This window comes from Herbaspirillum robiniae (assembly GCF_002213415.1).
Classification (GTDB): domain Bacteria; phylum Pseudomonadota; class Gammaproteobacteria; order Burkholderiales; family Burkholderiaceae_D; genus Herbaspirillum; species Herbaspirillum robiniae.
Map to the genome: position 1 here is coordinate 70,239 of NZ_NJGU01000011.1, position 15,783 is coordinate 86,021.

General features: G+C 65.6%; 13 protein-coding genes. 9 read left to right on the forward strand and 4 right to left on the reverse strand.

From position 1 onward, the window contains the following. Nucleotides 1–64: 64 nt before the first annotated feature. From CEJ42_RS19560 to CEJ42_RS19575, 4 genes are all read right to left on the reverse strand, one after another. The gene (locus CEJ42_RS19560) at nucleotides 65–868 is read right to left on the reverse strand and encodes a BPSS1780 family membrane protein (protein WP_079216999.1); all 804 of its coding nucleotides are present in this window, start codon (nucleotides 866–868) and stop codon (nucleotides 65–67) included. Nucleotides 869–891: 23 nt separating this feature from the next. Beyond that, nucleotides 892–1,845, reverse strand: a complete 954-nt coding sequence (locus CEJ42_RS19565; protein WP_079216998.1) for a homoserine kinase — start codon at nucleotides 1,843–1,845, stop codon at nucleotides 892–894. A gap of 203 nt (nucleotides 1,846–2,048) precedes the next feature. Then, on the reverse strand, nucleotides 2,049–2,489 hold the full coding sequence (locus tag CEJ42_RS19570; protein WP_079216997.1) for a hypothetical protein: 441 nt from the start codon (nucleotides 2,487–2,489) through the stop codon (nucleotides 2,049–2,051). A gap of 167 nt (nucleotides 2,490–2,656) precedes the next feature. Then, entirely contained in the window at nucleotides 2,657–3,403 is a 747-nt protein-coding gene (locus CEJ42_RS19575) for an LOG family protein (RefSeq protein WP_079216996.1), read from the reverse strand. Here CEJ42_RS19575 and polA point away from each other — a divergent pair, their 5' ends adjacent. The 9 genes from polA to CEJ42_RS19620 all read left to right on the forward strand — a co-directional run bounded on the left by polA (nucleotide 3,404) and on the right by CEJ42_RS19620 (nucleotide 15,783). Then, nucleotides 3,404–6,184: a DNA polymerase I gene (gene polA, locus CEJ42_RS19580; RefSeq protein ID WP_088752229.1), complete on the forward strand. Its 2,781-nt coding sequence runs from the start codon at nucleotides 3,404–3,406 to the stop codon at nucleotides 6,182–6,184. It begins immediately after the preceding gene. A 367-nt stretch (nucleotides 6,185–6,551) separates the two neighbouring features. Then, nucleotides 6,552–8,234 (forward strand): methyl-accepting chemotaxis protein, encoded by a 1,683-nt coding sequence (locus CEJ42_RS19585; RefSeq protein ID WP_079216994.1) that lies wholly within the window; start codon nucleotides 6,552–6,554, stop codon nucleotides 8,232–8,234. 304 nt (nucleotides 8,235–8,538) lie between these two features. After that, nucleotides 8,539–9,423, forward strand: coding sequence for a dienelactone hydrolase family protein (locus CEJ42_RS19590; protein WP_088752230.1), 885 nt, complete (start codon nucleotides 8,539–8,541; stop codon nucleotides 9,421–9,423). A 397-nt stretch (nucleotides 9,424–9,820) separates the two neighbouring features. Beyond that, the gene (locus CEJ42_RS19595; RefSeq protein WP_088752231.1) at nucleotides 9,821–10,843 is read left to right on the forward strand and encodes a PDR/VanB family oxidoreductase; all 1,023 of its coding nucleotides are present in this window, start codon (nucleotides 9,821–9,823) and stop codon (nucleotides 10,841–10,843) included. 80 nt (nucleotides 10,844–10,923) lie between these two features. Beyond that, entirely contained in the window at nucleotides 10,924–11,928 is a 1,005-nt protein-coding gene (locus CEJ42_RS19600; protein ID WP_088752344.1) for an ABC transporter substrate-binding protein, read from the forward strand. A 47-nt stretch (nucleotides 11,929–11,975) separates the two neighbouring features. Next, nucleotides 11,976–12,965, forward strand: a complete 990-nt coding sequence (locus CEJ42_RS19605; RefSeq protein ID WP_088752232.1) for an isopenicillin N synthase family dioxygenase — start codon at nucleotides 11,976–11,978, stop codon at nucleotides 12,963–12,965. Nucleotides 12,966–13,065: 100 nt separating this feature from the next. Next, on the forward strand, nucleotides 13,066–14,103 hold the full coding sequence (locus tag CEJ42_RS19610; protein WP_079216990.1) for an aromatic ring-hydroxylating dioxygenase subunit alpha: 1,038 nt from the start codon (nucleotides 13,066–13,068) through the stop codon (nucleotides 14,101–14,103). Nucleotides 14,104–14,135: 32 nt separating this feature from the next. Beyond that, nucleotides 14,136–14,984: an ABC transporter ATP-binding protein gene (locus CEJ42_RS19615; protein ID WP_088752345.1), complete on the forward strand. Its 849-nt coding sequence runs from the start codon at nucleotides 14,136–14,138 to the stop codon at nucleotides 14,982–14,984. Beyond that, a complete protein-coding gene (locus CEJ42_RS19620; protein WP_420840786.1) occupies nucleotides 14,974–15,783 on the forward strand; it encodes an ABC transporter permease in 810 nt (269 codons plus the stop codon). The genes CEJ42_RS19615 and CEJ42_RS19620 overlap by 11 nt, the downstream gene beginning before the upstream one ends.

Here is a 15,783-nt window from a genome sequence, read left to right on the forward strand (position 1 = left end):
TGCAATCATTCTCAGGCGCCGAGGAAGGAGCGGCTTCCAGGCGCGGCGGCTGCCTGATGAGGTATCAGAGCGGCCTGTCTCCTGCCGGCGGCTGGTTGTCGGTCCCGTTGGCGGACTTTCCGAAAACCGCAGTGTATGTCGGGTAAAAGGAGCAGTACATGACTACCGTCAATATTATCGAGATTGGCAGCAGGATGAAGACCACGGCGTTGATGCTGCCGGTCAGCAGGGTGATGGCCAGGCTGATCAGGGTCGGCACCATGACGGCGATCACGATCCAGGCCAGCGCATACAGCAAGAACGCGCGGCCGGCGCGGCGCACCGCGAAGAAGCTGTAGAACAGCGCCTTGCCCAGCGGCATCTTCTGCCACACGATCAGCGGCGCGGCGTACCAGAAAGCCATCGCCGCCGGCACATACAGCGCGGCGGAGATGAGCATGGCGATGCGCATGCTGCCGGCCGCGCCCTCCAGCTCCTTGGTCGACAGGCCGCTGCCCATCATGGCTTTCCAGAACACGCCGCCGTCGGCCAACGCCGAGACCGCCACCGCCAGCGTCGCCGCCAGCAGGTAGAGCAGGCCCAGCTTCAGCAAGGTGTTGCGCGCCGGATCGCGAAAGCCCAGCAGCAACAGGTTGGGGTAGACGCGCTGGCCCTTCTCGATCTGCACGCAGGCTTGCAGGAAGGCGATCGAAAACACCGGCACCAGGATCAGCGGCAGCATCTGGCCGAGCACAGGAATGATGCCCAGCGCGAGCATCAGGAACATGTAGGACAGGAACAGCGTGGACATCTCGGCAGGCTGCTTGCGGAACAGCGCGAAGCCTTGCTTTACCCAGAGCCAGCCGTCTTTTGCGGGGATCTTTTCCATATCTCCAGTATCGTCGCCCCGGCTCACAGCGCCGGCGGCGTCTCCTTGATGCGCAGGCGCAGGATGCGCTCGAAATGCGCCGGGTCGTGCGGGGTCAGCATTTCAGCCTCGCGCGGCATGTAGAAGTCGAACAGGCGCGACAGCCAGAAGCGCAGCGCGGCCGCGCGCAGCATCGGCTGCCAAGCCTCGCGCTCGGCGTCCGAGAACGGGCGCACCGCGCGGTAGGCGGCCAGCATGGCCTCGGCGCGTTCGATGTCGAGCACGCCGCTGTCGAGGTCGACGCACCAGTCGTTGACCGTCACCGCCAGGTCGAACAGCCAGGTGTCGCAGCCGGCGAAATAGAAGTCGAAGATGCCCGAGAGCTTGTCGCCCACGAACATCGCATTGTTGCGGAACAGGTCGGCATGCACCGGGCCGCGCGGCAGCGCGCGGTAGGCGCTGGTGGCGGCGAACTCCTTCTGGTACTGCACTTCGGTTTCCAGCAGGCGGCCCAGTTCCGGCGGCAGGAACGGCAGCACGGTGGGCGTGGTCTCCAGCCACCAGGCCAGGCCGCGCAGGTTGGGCTGCATGATCTTGAAGTCCTTGGCCGCCATGTGCATGCGCGCGAGCATGTCGCCCAGCGAGGCGCAATGCACCGGTTGCGGCGACAGTTGCGACTCGCCCTCGAGCTTGCTGACGATGGCCGCCGGCTTGTCGTTCAACAGGTTGACGATGGCGCCCTTGTCGTTGGCCACCGGCGCCGGCACCGGGATGCCGCGCTGCGCGAGATGGCGCATCAGTTCCAGGTAGAAGGGCAGCTGTTCGATGTGCAGTTTTTCAAACAGGGTCAGCACGTACTCGCCGCGCTCGGTGCCGATGAAGAAGTTGCTGTTCTCGATGCCGGAAGAGATGCCCTTGATCGAGGTGGCGCGGCCGACGGGGAATTGTTTGATCCAGTCGGAGAGCTGTTCCAGACTGACCGGTGTAAAGACTGCCATGACGAATGTGAAAGAAGTGAAGCTTGCTGATGCGGCGCGTTCCCGGTTCGAAGACCGATGTCGCACGCCGCGGGAAGGCTGGCCATGCGGCCGTGCTTCCCTGTCCCTGAACCCGGCGCACGGCATGCGTGCCTGGCCGGGGAATCCCTTGAATCCTTGCAGCGCGGCCGGGCCCGTCAAATCGCGGGCCCGGCGCACGCGCATTATTTCTTGCTGTCGCCGCTGTCGGCGTCACCGTCCTGCTGGGGTTTCTTCTTGACGCCCCAGTCGAACTCGCCGACCTTCCATTGGGCCGAGGTCGGAGGCGCGCTCTGGGCGTCGCCCGGGGTCGAGCCGCCGAGGTTCTTGTTCGGGCGCATGTAGTAGGTGCTCGGGCCGGAGTGGACTTCGATTTCCTTGGTCTGGCCGTGGTCGCGCTGTTCCTTGATGCTGTTGCCGCCGCTGTTGCCCTGGTCGCCCGGCTTGCGGATGGTCACGGCCGGCGGTTCGCCTTCTTCCAGCTTCTCCAGTTCAGGCGGCGGAGGCGCCGGCTGGGCGACGATGCCCGGCGGGGTCTGTGCACCCGCCAGCGGCGATGCTAAACCGGCCAGGCACAGCAGGGCTGCGGCCAGCGACTCTTTGGACCAGACTTTGGATGGTTTCATGATCTTTTAGGAAAGGGGTTGGTGTTGTTTTAGGCCATTGTAGCAAACCATCGTTCCGGGCTTGCCGCGTTTCGCCGCGGAAATGCGCTTTCCTGCAACATTTCGCCGCGCCGCGCATGAAAAAGCCCGCGCGGGAAGGCGCGGGCTCTGCCGGAAAAGCGCGACGCTTACAGGAACATGCCGCTCTGGCGCTCGGCTTCGACGTGGGTCTCGGCCGGCTTGTCCTTCTCTTCGTGGAATTTCTGGATGGCCTTGACCACCTCGGCCGGGTCGTCGATCACCTGCAGCAGGTTCAGGTCCTTGGGCGAGATCATGCCGTCGTCGATCAGGCGCGTCTTGATCCACTCGATCAGGCCGGCCCAGAACTGGCTGCCCACCAGGATCACCGGCATCAGGCGCGATTTGCCGGTCTGCATCAGGGTCAGCGCTTCGGTCAGTTCGTCGAGCGTGCCGAAGCCGCCCGGCAGCACGACGTAGGCGTCGGCATATTTGACGAAGGCCACCTTGCGCGCGAAGAAATGGCGGAAGGACAGCGAGATGTCCTGCCAGCCGTTGCCGTGCTGCTCATGCGGGAGTTCGATGTTCAGGCCCACCGACGGCGAGGCGCCGTCGAAGGCACCCTTGTTGGCCGCCTCCATGATGCCGGGGCCGCCGCCGGAGATCACCGCATAGCCGGCATCGGACAGGCGGCGCGCGATGTCCACGCACAAGGCATAGTGCGGATCGTCGGGTTTGGTGCGGGCGGAACCGAAGATGGAAACGGCGGGACGCAGCTCCGACAGGCGTTCGGTCGATTCAATGAATTCTGCCATAATCGTGAGTACATGCCACGACTCGCGCGCCTTCTTGGCGGTGGCGCGTTCAATGTCGTTCACTTCCCGCAGGCGCGGTACTTTTTTTCCTCTTTGTTCCATATGCAAAAAACCTTGTTGTTAGTTGATGGTTCCAGTTACCTGTATCGCGCGTTTCATGCCTTGCCCGATATGCGTAACGCGGAAGGCGCGCCCACCGGTGCGCTGTACGGCATCATCAATATGCTGCGCCGACTGCGAAACGATTATCCCGCAAGTTACGTCGCCTGTGTATTCGATGCCAAGGGCAAGACTTTCCGCGACGATCTCTATCCCGACTACAAGGCCACCCGCAAATCGATGCCGGAGGACCTGGCGCTGCAGATCGAACCCATCCATGCTGCAGTGCGGGCGCTGGGCTGGCCGATCCTGATGGTCGAAGGCATCGAGGCCGACGACGTCATCGCCACGCTGTCCGTGCAGGCCACCGCCGCCGGACTTGACACCATCGTCTCCACCGGCGACAAGGACATGGCGCAGCTGGTCAACGAGCATGTGACCCTGGTCAACACGATGAGCAACGAGACGCTCGACATCAAGGGCGTCACCGAAAAATTCGGCGTGCCGCCCGAGCGCATCGTGGACTACCTCAGCCTCATCGGCGACACCGTCGACAACGTTCCCGGCGTCGAGAAATGCGGACCCAAGACCGCCGTCAAATGGCTCGCCGCCTATGGCTCGCTGGACGGCGTGATGGAAAACGCCGCCAAGATCACCGGCGTGGTCGGAGAGAACCTGCGCAAGGCATTGGACTGGCTGCCGCAGGGAAGAGTTCTCGTCACCGTGAAGACCGACTGCGACCTGTCGGCGCACATGGTCTCCATCCTCGAGTCGCTGACCATGCAGCCGCAGGACAAGGCCACGCTCAAAGACCTGTTCACCCGCAACAATTTCCGCACCTGGCTGCGCGAGATCGGTGACGACGCAGGTGCGTCGATGCCCGCCGCCGCCAGCGCGCCCGGCGTCACGGCAGCCGCGGCGGTGGCCGGCGCCGAGGCCGATGCGCCGGCGCAGGGCGGGCTGTTCGCCGCCGCCGCGCCGGTCGAGTACGAGACCGTGCTGACCGACGCGCAGCTGGACAAATGGATCGCCGCCATCGACGTCGCAACGCTGACCGCGGTCGACACCGAGACCACCTCGCTGGACGCGATGCAGGCCGAGCTGGTCGGCATCTCGTTGTGCTGGGAACCGGGCCGCGCGGCCTACATCCCGGTCGGCCACAACTACCAGGACGCGCCGGCCCAGCTCGCGCGCGAACATGTGCTGGCCAAACTGAAGCCGTGGCTGGAAGACGCATCCAAGCCCAAGCTCGGCCAGCACCTCAAGTACGACAGCCACATCTTCGCCAACTACGGCGTGAGGCTGGCGGGCATCAGGCACGACACGTTGCTGGAGTCTTACGTGTTCGAGTCGCACCGCACGCATGACATGGACAGCCTGGCCGCGCGCCACCTCGAGCGCAAGACCATCACCTATGCGGAAGTCTGCGGCAAGGGCGCCTCGCAGATCGGCTTCAACGAGGTCGCGCTGGAACGCGCCACCGAATACGCGGCCGAGGACGCCGACGTCACGCTGGCCCTGCACCACGCGATGTGGCCGCAGATCGAGCACGACGACAAGCTGCGCTTCATCTACGAAAAGATCGAGGTGCCCACTTCGGTCGTGCTGCAAAAGATCGAGCGCAACGGCGTGCTGATCGACAGCGCGCGCCTGGCGCAGCAGTCGAACGACCTCGGCCGCCGCATGCTGGAGATCGAGCAGCAGGCCTACGACCTGGCCGGCCAGCCGTTCAACCTGAACTCGCCCAAGCAACTGGGCGAGATCCTGTTCGGCAAGCTGGAGCTGCCGGTGGTGAAGAAGACCGCTTCCGGCGCGCCGTCCACCGACGAGGAGGTGCTGCAGAAGCTGGCCGAGGACTATCCGCTGCCCAAGGTGCTGCTGGACTACCGCGGCCTGTCCAAGCTGAAGTCGACCTATACCGACAAGCTGCCCAAGATGATCAACCCGGCCACCGGCCGCGTGCACACCAACTACGCGCAGGCGGTGGCGGTGACCGGCCGCCTGGCTTCCAACGATCCCAACCTGCAGAACATCCCGATCCGCACCGCCGAAGGCCGCCGCATCCGCGAAGCCTTCGTCGCACCCGAGGGCAGCGTGATCGTCTCGGCCGACTATTCGCAGATCGAGCTGCGCATCATGGCGCACATCTCCGAAGACGAAAACATGCTCAAGGCGTTTGCCGAGGGCGAAGACATCCACCGCGCCACCGCCGCCGAGATCTTCGGCATCGCGCCCGACCAGGTCGAGTCCGAGCAGCGCCGCTACGCCAAGGTGATCAACTTCGGCCTGATCTACGGCATGAGCGCCTTCGGCCTGGCCGGCAACCTCGGCATCGAGCGTTCGGCCGCGCAGATGTACATCGACAAGTACTTCATGCGCTTCTCCGGCGTGAAGCGCTACATGGACGAGACGCGCATGCAGGCCAAGGCGCGCGGTTTTGTGGAGACCGTGTTCGGCCGCCGCCTGTGGCTGCCCGAGATCAACTCGCCCAACGGCCCGCGTCGCCAGGGCGCCGAGCGCGCGGCGATCAACGCGCCGATGCAGGGCACCGCCGCCGATTTGATCAAACTGGCAATGATCGCCGTGCAAGGCTGGCTGGAGTCCGAAAAGCTGGCCACGCGCATGATCATGCAGGTGCACGACGAACTGGTGTTGGAAGTTCCACAACAAGAGCTGGAACTGGTGCGTGAAAAGCTGCCCGAACTGATGAAAAATGTTGCGGAGCTGAAAGTTCCCTTGCTTGCCGAGGTAGGAATCGGTAAGAATTGGGACGAGGCGCATTAATTCGCAAAGTGACTTCCGGCGTTAAAAGTTACGTCAGCAGTTACGTATCAAAAAATCATGCCATTCGGATAATGCGATTGGCGCGGCCCGCCCGGCCCATATAAAAAGAATGACGGCGGGCCGCTGTTTCAGCATCGGCAAGGCAACAAGAACAAGAAAGCAAAAAGACATCCGCCGCACTCGCCCCATAACAACCAAGACGAGGCAGCGGAGGGAAGGCCGGACACGATCCGGCGCAAGAGGAGGCTGCGGCGGGATGCCGGCAGGGGACAGGGACATTCGATGGCACAGGCCGGGCGCACGCGCGCGGCTGCGCTCCCCGGCTTGTTGACCATGGCCTCCGGTGACGACACTAGGAGGAGACGTGATGAAGTCAGGGATGAAAGTGGGCGCGCGCCTGGGACTCGGGTTCGCATGGGTGGTGCTGCTGCTGGTGCTGGTGACCGCGTTCGGCATCTATAACATGCACCAGGTGCAGGCGCGGTTCACCAACGTGGTCGAAGTCAAGAACCCCGAAAGCGCGCTGGTCAAGGACATGATGGATACGGTCGCCGAGCGCTCCATCTCGCTGCGCAACCTGATGCTGCCGGCGGCGCCCGAGGACGTGGACATCGAGGCGCAATACATCGACGCCCAGACCCTCAAATACAAGATGTCGGCGCAGAAGCTGCAGCAGCTGTTCGACGAATCCGCCGGCACCACCGATGAAGAAAAGGCCGCGCTGCCCAAGATCAAGGCCCAGGCCGACAACGCCGAGAAGCTGATCACCCAGGCGGTGGAGTTCGGCCAGCGCCGCGAAGCCTACGAGCTGGCGCAATTCCTGAAAGACCAGTACCTGCCGGTGCAGAAATCCTGGCAGGTCGAGCTGAAGTCGCTGGCCGTGCTGGAAGACAAGCTCAACAAGGAAGCGGCCGCGTCCAGCGCCGCCGCTTATGCGCAGGCGCGCCTGCTGATGCTGATCACCAGCGCCGTGGGCGTGATCACCGCCATCCTGGCCGCGTTCTGGCTGACCCGCCACCTGCTGCACAAGCTGGGCGGCGAACCTGACTACGCGGTGAAGATCGCCGGCCAGATCGCCGAGGGCGACCTCGCCGTCGTCATCAATACCCGCCCTGGCGACCGCGACAGCCTGATGGTGGCGATGCGGGCCATGCGCGACAAGCTGGCCGCCATCGTGGCCGAGGTGCGCAACGGCTCCGAGACCATCACCACCGCCTCCTCCGAGATCGCGCGCGGCAACCTCGACCTGTCCTCGCGCACCGAGCAGCAGGCCGGCGCGCTGGAAGAGACCGCGTCCTCGATGGAACAGCTCAACTCCACCGTCAAGCAGAACGCCGAGAACGCGCACCAGGCCAACGACCTGGCGCTGGCGGCATCCGACGTGGCGGTGCAGGGCGGCGCCATCGTCTCGCAGGTGGTGGAAACCATGCAGTCGATCAACGCCTCTTCGCAGAAGGTGGCCGACATCGTCAGCGTGATCGACGGCATCGCCTTCCAGACCAACATCCTGGCCCTGAACGCGGCGGTGGAAGCCGCGCGCGCCGGTGAGCAGGGCCGCGGCTTCGCGGTGGTGGCCTCCGAGGTGCGCTCGCTGGCGCAGCGCTCGGCGTCGGCCGCCAAGGAGATCAAGGTGCTCATCGGCGACTCGGTCTCGACCGTGGAAAACGGCAGCAAGCTGGTCAGCCAGGCCGGCAGCACCATGACCGACATCGTCACCAGCATCAAGCGCGTGACCGACGTGATGACCGAGATCACCCACGCCAACCGCGAGCAGAGCGGCGGCATCGAGCAGGTCAACGAAGCCATCATCCAGATCGACGACATGACCCAGCAGAACGCGGCCCTGGTCGAGCAGGCCGCGGCCGCCGCGCGCTCGCTGCAGGAGCAGGCTTCCGGCCTGCAGCAGCTGGTCAGCGTGTTCCGCCTGGATGCCTCGCAGCTGGCGGCAAGGCCGGTCTACGAGGAGGCGCCCGATGAGCGCACCATCGACGTCACCCCGGCCGCGCCCGGGCTGCCGGCGGGCGGCAACCTGCTGGCGGTGCAGGCCTGAGGCGCTAAGCGATTTCACGTAGCGCCGGCCGCGCGTGCATACGCGAGCCGCGGTTTGCGGTTAGTATCCGGCTTGGAGTGCAAGCCGGTCATCCGGAAATGCGAGGGCGCGCCCCTCGTCTTCCACTGAAGCGGCCTGCATGCGGGCCGCTTTTTTCATGGGCCGCGCGCGGCGCCGCCAGCCAGCATTCCGGCAACGATTCTTTCAGCAGTGACGAGCAGCACACCGCGCCCGGCCTCGACTTCGGCCGACGGCGCGGCGACAACGACAACCGACTCAAACCGACTGAATCACGGAGAACCCGATGAACGATTTCCGCAAAGACCTCGACAGCCTGCTCGGCCAGAGCAGCCTGCCCGCCACCCCCGACCGTCGCGCCTTCATCAAGACCGCGCTGGGCACCGGCTTCGCCGCTGCCGTGCTGCCGGTGTGCGCGCAGACCATGATCAAGACCGACACCGCCGGCCTGACCGCGGGCGAAGTGGCCATCACCGTCAACGGCCAGCGCGTGCCGGCCTACCGCGCCCAGCCGGAAGGCAAGACCAACCTGCCGGTGGTGATCGTGGTGTCGGAGATTTTCGGCGTGCATGAGCATATCGCCGACATCGCGCGCCGCTTCGCCAAGCTCGGTTATCTCGCCATCGCGCCGGATTTCTTCATCCGCCAGGGCAACCCGATGGCCTATACCTCGATTGCCGAGCTGCAGAAGGAGATCATCTCCAAGGTGCCCGACGAGCAGGTGATGGGCGACATCGACGCCTACGTCAAATGGGCCGGCGAGAACGGCGGCGACATCAGCCGCCTGGGCATCAACGGTTTTTGCTGGGGCGGGCGCGTGGTGTGGCTGTACAGCGCGCACAATCCCAAGGTCAAGGCGGGCGCCGCCTGGTATGGCCGCATCGTCGGCGACAAGAGCGGGCTGTTCCCGCAGCAGCCGATCGACATCGCGCCCACGCTGAAGGTGCCGGTGATCGGCCTGTACGGCGGCAAGGACCAGGGCATCCCGGTGTCCACCGTGGAGCAGATGAAGGAAGCGCTGGCCAAGGCCGGCAACAAGTCGGAGTTCCATGTCTATCCGAACTCCGGCCACGCCTTCAATGCCGACTACCGTCCCAGCTACGTCGAGGCTGACGCCAAGGACGCATGGACGCATGTGGTGGCCTGGTTCAAGAGCCACGGCGTGATCTGATCCGGGCAATCCGGGAGGCGGCATCGCAATGGTGCGCCTCTGATGCAGATCAAGGCGGCGCGCACCAAATTGTGCCGGCCGCCGCCGCGAGGGACGGAGATTTCCGTCCCTTTTTCTTTGCGTGCGCGTGAAAACACATGTGTATCAGGCGCAAAACGCGCCGTCGTGGACTGGCACGCGCTTTGCTATATCGATCGTTGAGTAGAAGCGGCTAGCGGTCGGTTCAGACACCGGCTTGCGGGGCATTGCTCGTGACGCCATCGGATTGCCCCGATGGTCCTGTGCAATTCATAGGACACGAGACCATGAACGCCCATCGAGCTTGCTACTTCACTGCGCCATCTCCTGTGGCCGTGCTTTTCTCCCCTGTCTCCCTGTCGCTGTCGCGAGGCGCGCGATGAATGCCGTCGCCGACGCCGCCGTCGAGGCTCGCGCCGACGCCAGCGCCGCGCTGCTGCGCCTGCGCGTGGCCGAGGTGCGCGACATCGCGGCCGACATCCGCCTGTTCGAATTGCGCGCGCCGGAGGGCGCCGCATTGCCGCCGTGGACACCCGGCGCCCACCTCCGCCTGCATCTGGCCGACCAGCTCGCGCGCAGCTATTCCCTGTGCAATACCCCGCAGCAACGCGACAGCTACCTCATCGCCGTCAAGCGCGAAGCCGCCTCGCGCGGCGGATCGGCGCATCTGCACGCGAAGGTGCGCGAAGGCGATTTCCTGCTCGCGGCGCCGCCGGGCAACGCGTTTGCGCTGGAAGAAGACGCGCGCGCGCCGCTGCTGCTGGCGGCCGGCATCGGCATCACGCCGATCTACGCGATGGCGGCCGACCTGGCGCAGCGCGGCCGGCGCCATCGCGTGCACTACTTCGCGCGCAGCCTCGGCCATGCGGCCTTCTTCCACGAACTGGCGGCGATGCCGGCAGGCTTGTCGCTGCACCTGGGTCTCGATACGGTGGAAACCGAGGCCGCCATCGGCGCGGCGCTGGCCGCAGCCGCCATCAGCACACCGCTCTACCTCTGCGGTCCCGCGCCCTTCATCGACGCCGCGCGCCGCTGCGCGCAGCGGCGCGGCTGGCGCGATGCCGATGTGCATTTCGAACTGTTCGCGGCCCCGGGCGGCAACGCGGCGGCCCCGGTGGACCTGGCGGGCGCCGACGGCGCGTTCGAGCTGGTGCTGCAGCGCTCGGGAGTGAGCTGCGTGGTGCCGCCCGGGCAGAGCATCGTGGCCGCCGCCGCGCGGGCCGGCGTGCAGATCGCGACCTCGTGCGGCGAGGGCTTTTGCGGCAGCTGCGAAAGCGCCGTGCTGGAAGGTATTCCCGAGCATCGCGACAGCGTGCTTAGCGCCGCCGAGAAATCGTCGGGACGCCGCATCATGCCCTGCGTCTCGCGCTGCGCCGGCGCGCGGCTGGTGCTGGATCTCTGAATCACCTTTGGATTGTCGCAACCACATCAACCCACCGAGAGAGGAAGGCTATGAAGAAGCAAGCGCAAGGCAGGCAGGCGATGGACAAACGGACATTCATGCGGCGTACCCTGCGCGCGGCCGGCGCGCTGCTGGGCGCGGCGGCGCTGCAGCTGGCGGCGCCGGCGTCGGCCCATGCCGAGGACAAGGTCACGCTGCTCTCCAACTGGTATGCGCAGGCCGAGCACGGCGGCTTCTACCAGGCCGTGGCCACCGGCATCTACAAGAAGTACGGGATGGACGTCACCATCAAGATGGGCGGCCCGCAGGTCAACAACATGCAGATCCTGGTGGCCGGCCAGGCCGACTTCAGCATGGGCTACGACTTCACCGTGATGAAGGGCGTCGAGCAGGGCTTGCCGCTGGTGACCGTGGGCACCTCCTTCCAGTCCGACCTGCAGGGCATGATGACGCATGATGACGTCAGCAGCCTGGGCGGGCTGAAGAACAAGACCATCCTGGTCGCGGGCTCGGGGCAGGCCAGCTGGTGGCCCTGGCTGAAGTCCAAGTACGGCTACAGCGACGCGCAGTCCAAGGCGTATACCTTCAACCTGCAACCCTTCTTCGCCGATCCCAACATCGCGCAGCAGGCCTATCCCTCGTCCGAACTGTTCCAGGCCGACAAGGCCGGGATGAAGAGCAAGTTCTTCCTGTTCGCCAGGGACGGCTATCCGCCCTACGGCACCACCATCATCACGCTGCAGAAGACGGTCGCGGCCAAGCCTGACCTGGTGCAGCGCTTCGTGAAGGCGACCGCCGAAGGCTGGAAGAGCTACCTGCAGGATCCGGCGCCGGCCAACGCGCTGATCAAGCAGGACAACAAGAACATGAGCGACGAACAGTTGGCCTACGCGGTGGCCAAGTTGAAGGAGCTGCAGGTGGTCACCGGCGGCGACGCCGCCAAGTACGGCATCGGCGTGATGACCGACGAGCGCTGGAAGCAGACCTACGACGTGATGGTCGCCACCGGCCTGCTCAAGGCCGGCACCGACTACCGCAAGGCCTACACCACCCAGTTCGTCAAGGACATGAAGGTCATGCCTTGATGTGAAGGGAAGCGGCCGGCGCCGCTTCCCGCCAGCGTGAGGACGCCATGATTCCCTACACCCCGCCAGCCACTGCGCGCACGCTTCCGGTGATCGATTTCGCGGACGCCTTTTCTCCCGAGAAGGCGCGGCGTGAAGCGGTCGCCTGGGAGATCCACAAGATCTCGCGCGACGTCGGTTTTTTCTACATCGTCAACCACGGCGTGCCGCAGGCGCTGGTGGACGGCCAGTTCGACTGGGCGCGGCGCTTCTTTGCGCTGCCGCAGGCCGGCAAGTCGGCCATCGACATGCGCCGCTCGCCCTCGGGCTACGGCTATGAGCGCATGGGCGCGCAGGCGCTGGACGAGGGTTCCCCGGCCGACCTGAAGGAGGGCTTCCAGTTCGGCTTCGACATCGCGCCCGACCATCCCTACGTGCAGCGTGGCCTGCTGCGCTACGGCCACAACCTGTGGCCGGCGGAGTTGCCCGGTTTCGAGGCGCATTCGCGCCGCTACTACGACGCGCTGCGCGCGCTGTCGCACCGCTTGCTGTCGGTGATCGCGCTGTCGCTGCAGCTGGAGGAAGACTTCTTCGAGCCGGTACTGCAAACGCCCATCGCCACCCAGCGCATGCTGCACTATCCGCCGCAGCCGCAAGGCGCGCAGGACAACCGCATCGGCGCCGGCGCGCATACCGACTGGGGCCTGGTGACGCTGCTGGCGCAGGACGACATCGGCGGCCTCGAGGTGCGCAATGCCGACGGCGAGTGGATACGCGCCGCACCGATTCGCGGCAGCTTCGTGGTCAACATCGGCGACCTGCTGCAGCGCTGGAGCAACGACCTCTATCACAGCAATTTTCACCGCGTGCTCAATGGCGGCACGGCGCCGCGCTATTCGCTGCCCTTTTTCCAGGACGGCGACCAGGCCTGCACCGTGGCCTGCCTGCCCGGCTGCTGTTCGGCCGCAAGGCCGGCGCGTTATGCGCCGTGCACCATCGGCGACTATCTCGACATGAAAGTGCGCGAGACCTTCGGCGCGGCAAGCGCGCCGGCCTAGGAATTTCATGCATCACCCGGCGAAGGCGACCGTGTTGGCGCGCCGGCCGGGGCCCGTCAGGCGGAAGATCTCCGCCGGGCAACAAGCAAGGAGCACCACCATGCTGGTCACCCAACAAAAAGTCCTGCGCAAGTTCTGGTACGCGCTCATGCCGGTCTCGCAACTGAAGGACGGCCCGCAGCCGTTCACGCTGCTGGGCGAGAAGATCGTGGTCTGGCTGAAAGAGGACGGCGCGCCGGCCGCGCTGCAGGACCGCTGCTGTCACCGTACGGCCAGGCTTTCCAAGGGCTTCGTCGAGAACGGCAACATCGTCTGCGGCTATCACGGCTGGACCTTCAACGGCGCCGGCGCCTGCGTGCGCGTGCCGCAGAGCGTGGACGGCAGCGTGCCTTCGGGCGCCTGCGTCAAGGCCTACCACTGCAAGGAGCGTTACGGCTACGTGTGGGTGGCGCTGGAGGACCCGCTGCGCGACATTCCTGATTTTCCCGAAGACGGCGCGCCGGGCTATCGGCGCATCTTCCAGTTCTACGAGCGCTGGGAGACCAGCGCGCTGCGCATGATGGAGAACTCCTTCGACAATTCCCACTTCAGCTACGTGCACCGCGCCACCTTCGGCATGTACGACCAGCCCAAGCCGGAGAAGTACGAGATCAACGAGACCGACTACGGCTTCGAGGCCGAAACCCGGGTGCCGATCAAGAACGTGCCGGCCAGCTACCGCGTCACCGGCACCGAGGCCGACACCACGGTGCGCCACATGTTCAACCGCTGGTATCTGCCGTTCGTGCGCCGCTTCGGTTGCCAGTATCCGGAGAGCGGCCGCCACCACATCATCTACAACTGCGCCACGCCCATCGACGACGGCGCCATCATGCTGTCGCAATGGCTGTACCGCAACGACACCGAAGAAGACTGCCCCGAGGCCGAGCTGGTGGCCTGGGACGCGCCCATTCTGGTGGAAGACCGCGAGATCCTCGAGGCCACCGATCCGGACGCCTGCATCGACGTGCGCCGCCGCCAGGAATTCCACATGACCTCCGACCGCCCCGGCCTGATCATGCGCCGCATGCTGCTGCAGCTGCTGGAGGAGCACGGCGAGTCGGAAGTCTTCCGCAGCGACACCAATCTCTATCGTTGAACGCAAGCCACCTTACCGGGCAAGGAGCCATGATGAACAGAGACGATCACGCCATGTCGCAGGCCGCGGCATGGGAAGACACGGGCGCCGGCGAAGAGGCGCCGGTGCTCTCGGCGCAGCGGGTGGAGAAGACCTACCGCAACGGCACGCGCGCGCTGGACGAGGTGAGGCTGGATATCCGGCGCGGCGAGTTCGTCTCGCTGCTCGGTCCCTCCGGTTGCGGCAAGAGCACCTTGCTGAAGATGTTCGCCGGGCTGGAGGAGCCCTCGCACGGCCACATCCGCTGGTGGGGCAAGAACCTGGCCACGGTGGGCACGCCGGAGCGCACGCTGGCCATGGTGTTCCAGGAAGCCACGCTGATGCCCTGGGCCAGCGTCGAGCAGAACGCGCGCCTGCCGCTGGATCTGCGCGGCATGCCGCGCGCCGAGAGCGAGCCGCGCGTGCGCGAGGCCCTGAAGCTGGTGGGGCTGGAGAACTTCCACCAGGTGCTGCCGCGTGAACTTTCGGGCGGCATGCAGATGCGCGCCTCGATTGCCCGCGCCCTGGCGACCAAGCCCAACCTGCTGCTGATGGACGAGCCCTTCGGCGCGCTGGATGAATTCACCCGCAACCGGTTGGACGCCGACCTGCGCGACATCTGGAGCCGGCAGGACCTGACGGTGGTGTTCGTCACCCACAGCATCTACGAGGCGGTGTTCCTGTCTTCGCGCGTGATCGTGATGGCGGCGCGCCCGGGGCGGGTGATCGCCGATGTCGCCATCGACGCGCCGGGCCCGCGCGACGAGGCCTTCCGGATTTCGGCGCCGTTCATGCAGTATTGCAAGACCCTGTCGGATTACCTGACGCTGGCCAACCAGCAAGGAGGCGGCCATGAACACTAAGACCATGACGCAGCCGCTCATCAATCGGCCCGGCTTCTGGCGCGTGGCCGCACCGCTGGTCATCGGCGTGTTCCTGCTGCTGGCCTGGCAGGTGGTGTGCACCCTGCTCGAGGTTCCGCCGTATCTGGTGCCCACGCCGGCGGTGATCGGCAAGACGCTGGCCTCGGACTGGGGCATGCTGCTCGATTCGTTGCTGGTGACGCTGAAGATCACTTTCCTGGCCTTCGCGTTCGCGGTGCTGCTGGGCGTGGCGATCGCCTTCCTGTTCGTACAGAGCCGCTTCATCGAGATCAGCTTCTTCCCTTACGCCATCATCCTGCAGGTCACGCCCATCGTCGCCATCGCGCCGCTGATCATCATCTGGGTCAAGGACACCACGGCCGCGCTGACGGTGTGCGCCACCATCATGGCGCTGTTCCCCATCATCTCCAACACCACGCTGGGGCTGCGCAGCGTCAACCCGGGCCTGCTCAACCTGTTCAGGCTGAACAAGGCGACGCGCTGGCAGACGCTCAGGCGGCTGCGCATTCCCAGCGCCTTGCCGTACTTCTTCGGCGGTCTGCGCATCTCCAGCGGGCTGGCGCTGATCGGGGCGGTGGTGGCCGAGTTCGTGGCCGGCACCGGCGGCACCGGTTCGGGCCTGGCCTACCAGATCCTGCAGGCGGGCTTCCAGCTGAACATCCCGCGCCTGTTCGCGGCGCTGTTGCTGATCACGTTGACCGGCATCCTGCTGTTCTGGATGATGAGCGCCTTGTCGCGCGCCATGCTGGCCGGATGGCACGAGAGCGAGATGGGCTGA

Coding starts and splice junctions, on each gene's coding strand:
- CEJ42_RS19560 (WP_079216999.1), bottom strand. CDS start 868: ATGGAAAAGATCCCCGCAAAAGACGGCTGGCTCTGGGTAAAGCAAGGC.
- CEJ42_RS19565 (WP_079216998.1), bottom strand. CDS start 1,845: ATGGCAGTCTTTACACCGGTCAGTCTGGAACAGCTCTCCGACTGGATC.
- CEJ42_RS19570 (WP_079216997.1), bottom strand. CDS start 2,489: ATGAAACCATCCAAAGTCTGGTCCAAAGAGTCGCTGGCCGCAGCCCTG.
- CEJ42_RS19575 (WP_079216996.1), bottom strand. CDS start 3,403: ATGGAACAAAGAGGAAAAAAAGTACCGCGCCTGCGGGAAGTGAACGAC.
- polA (WP_088752229.1), top strand. CDS start 3,404: ATGCAAAAAACCTTGTTGTTAGTTGATGGTTCCAGTTACCTGTATCGC.
- CEJ42_RS19585 (WP_079216994.1), top strand. CDS start 6,552: ATGAAGTCAGGGATGAAAGTGGGCGCGCGCCTGGGACTCGGGTTCGCA.
- CEJ42_RS19590 (WP_088752230.1), top strand. CDS start 8,539: ATGAACGATTTCCGCAAAGACCTCGACAGCCTGCTCGGCCAGAGCAGC.
- CEJ42_RS19595 (WP_088752231.1), top strand. CDS start 9,821: ATGAATGCCGTCGCCGACGCCGCCGTCGAGGCTCGCGCCGACGCCAGC.
- CEJ42_RS19600 (WP_088752344.1), top strand. CDS start 10,924: ATGGACAAACGGACATTCATGCGGCGTACCCTGCGCGCGGCCGGCGCG.
- CEJ42_RS19605 (WP_088752232.1), top strand. CDS start 11,976: ATGATTCCCTACACCCCGCCAGCCACTGCGCGCACGCTTCCGGTGATC.
- CEJ42_RS19610 (WP_079216990.1), top strand. CDS start 13,066: ATGCTGGTCACCCAACAAAAAGTCCTGCGCAAGTTCTGGTACGCGCTC.
- CEJ42_RS19615 (WP_088752345.1), top strand. CDS start 14,136: ATGAACAGAGACGATCACGCCATGTCGCAGGCCGCGGCATGGGAAGAC.
- CEJ42_RS19620 (WP_420840786.1), top strand. CDS start 14,974: ATGAACACTAAGACCATGACGCAGCCGCTCATCAATCGGCCCGGCTTC.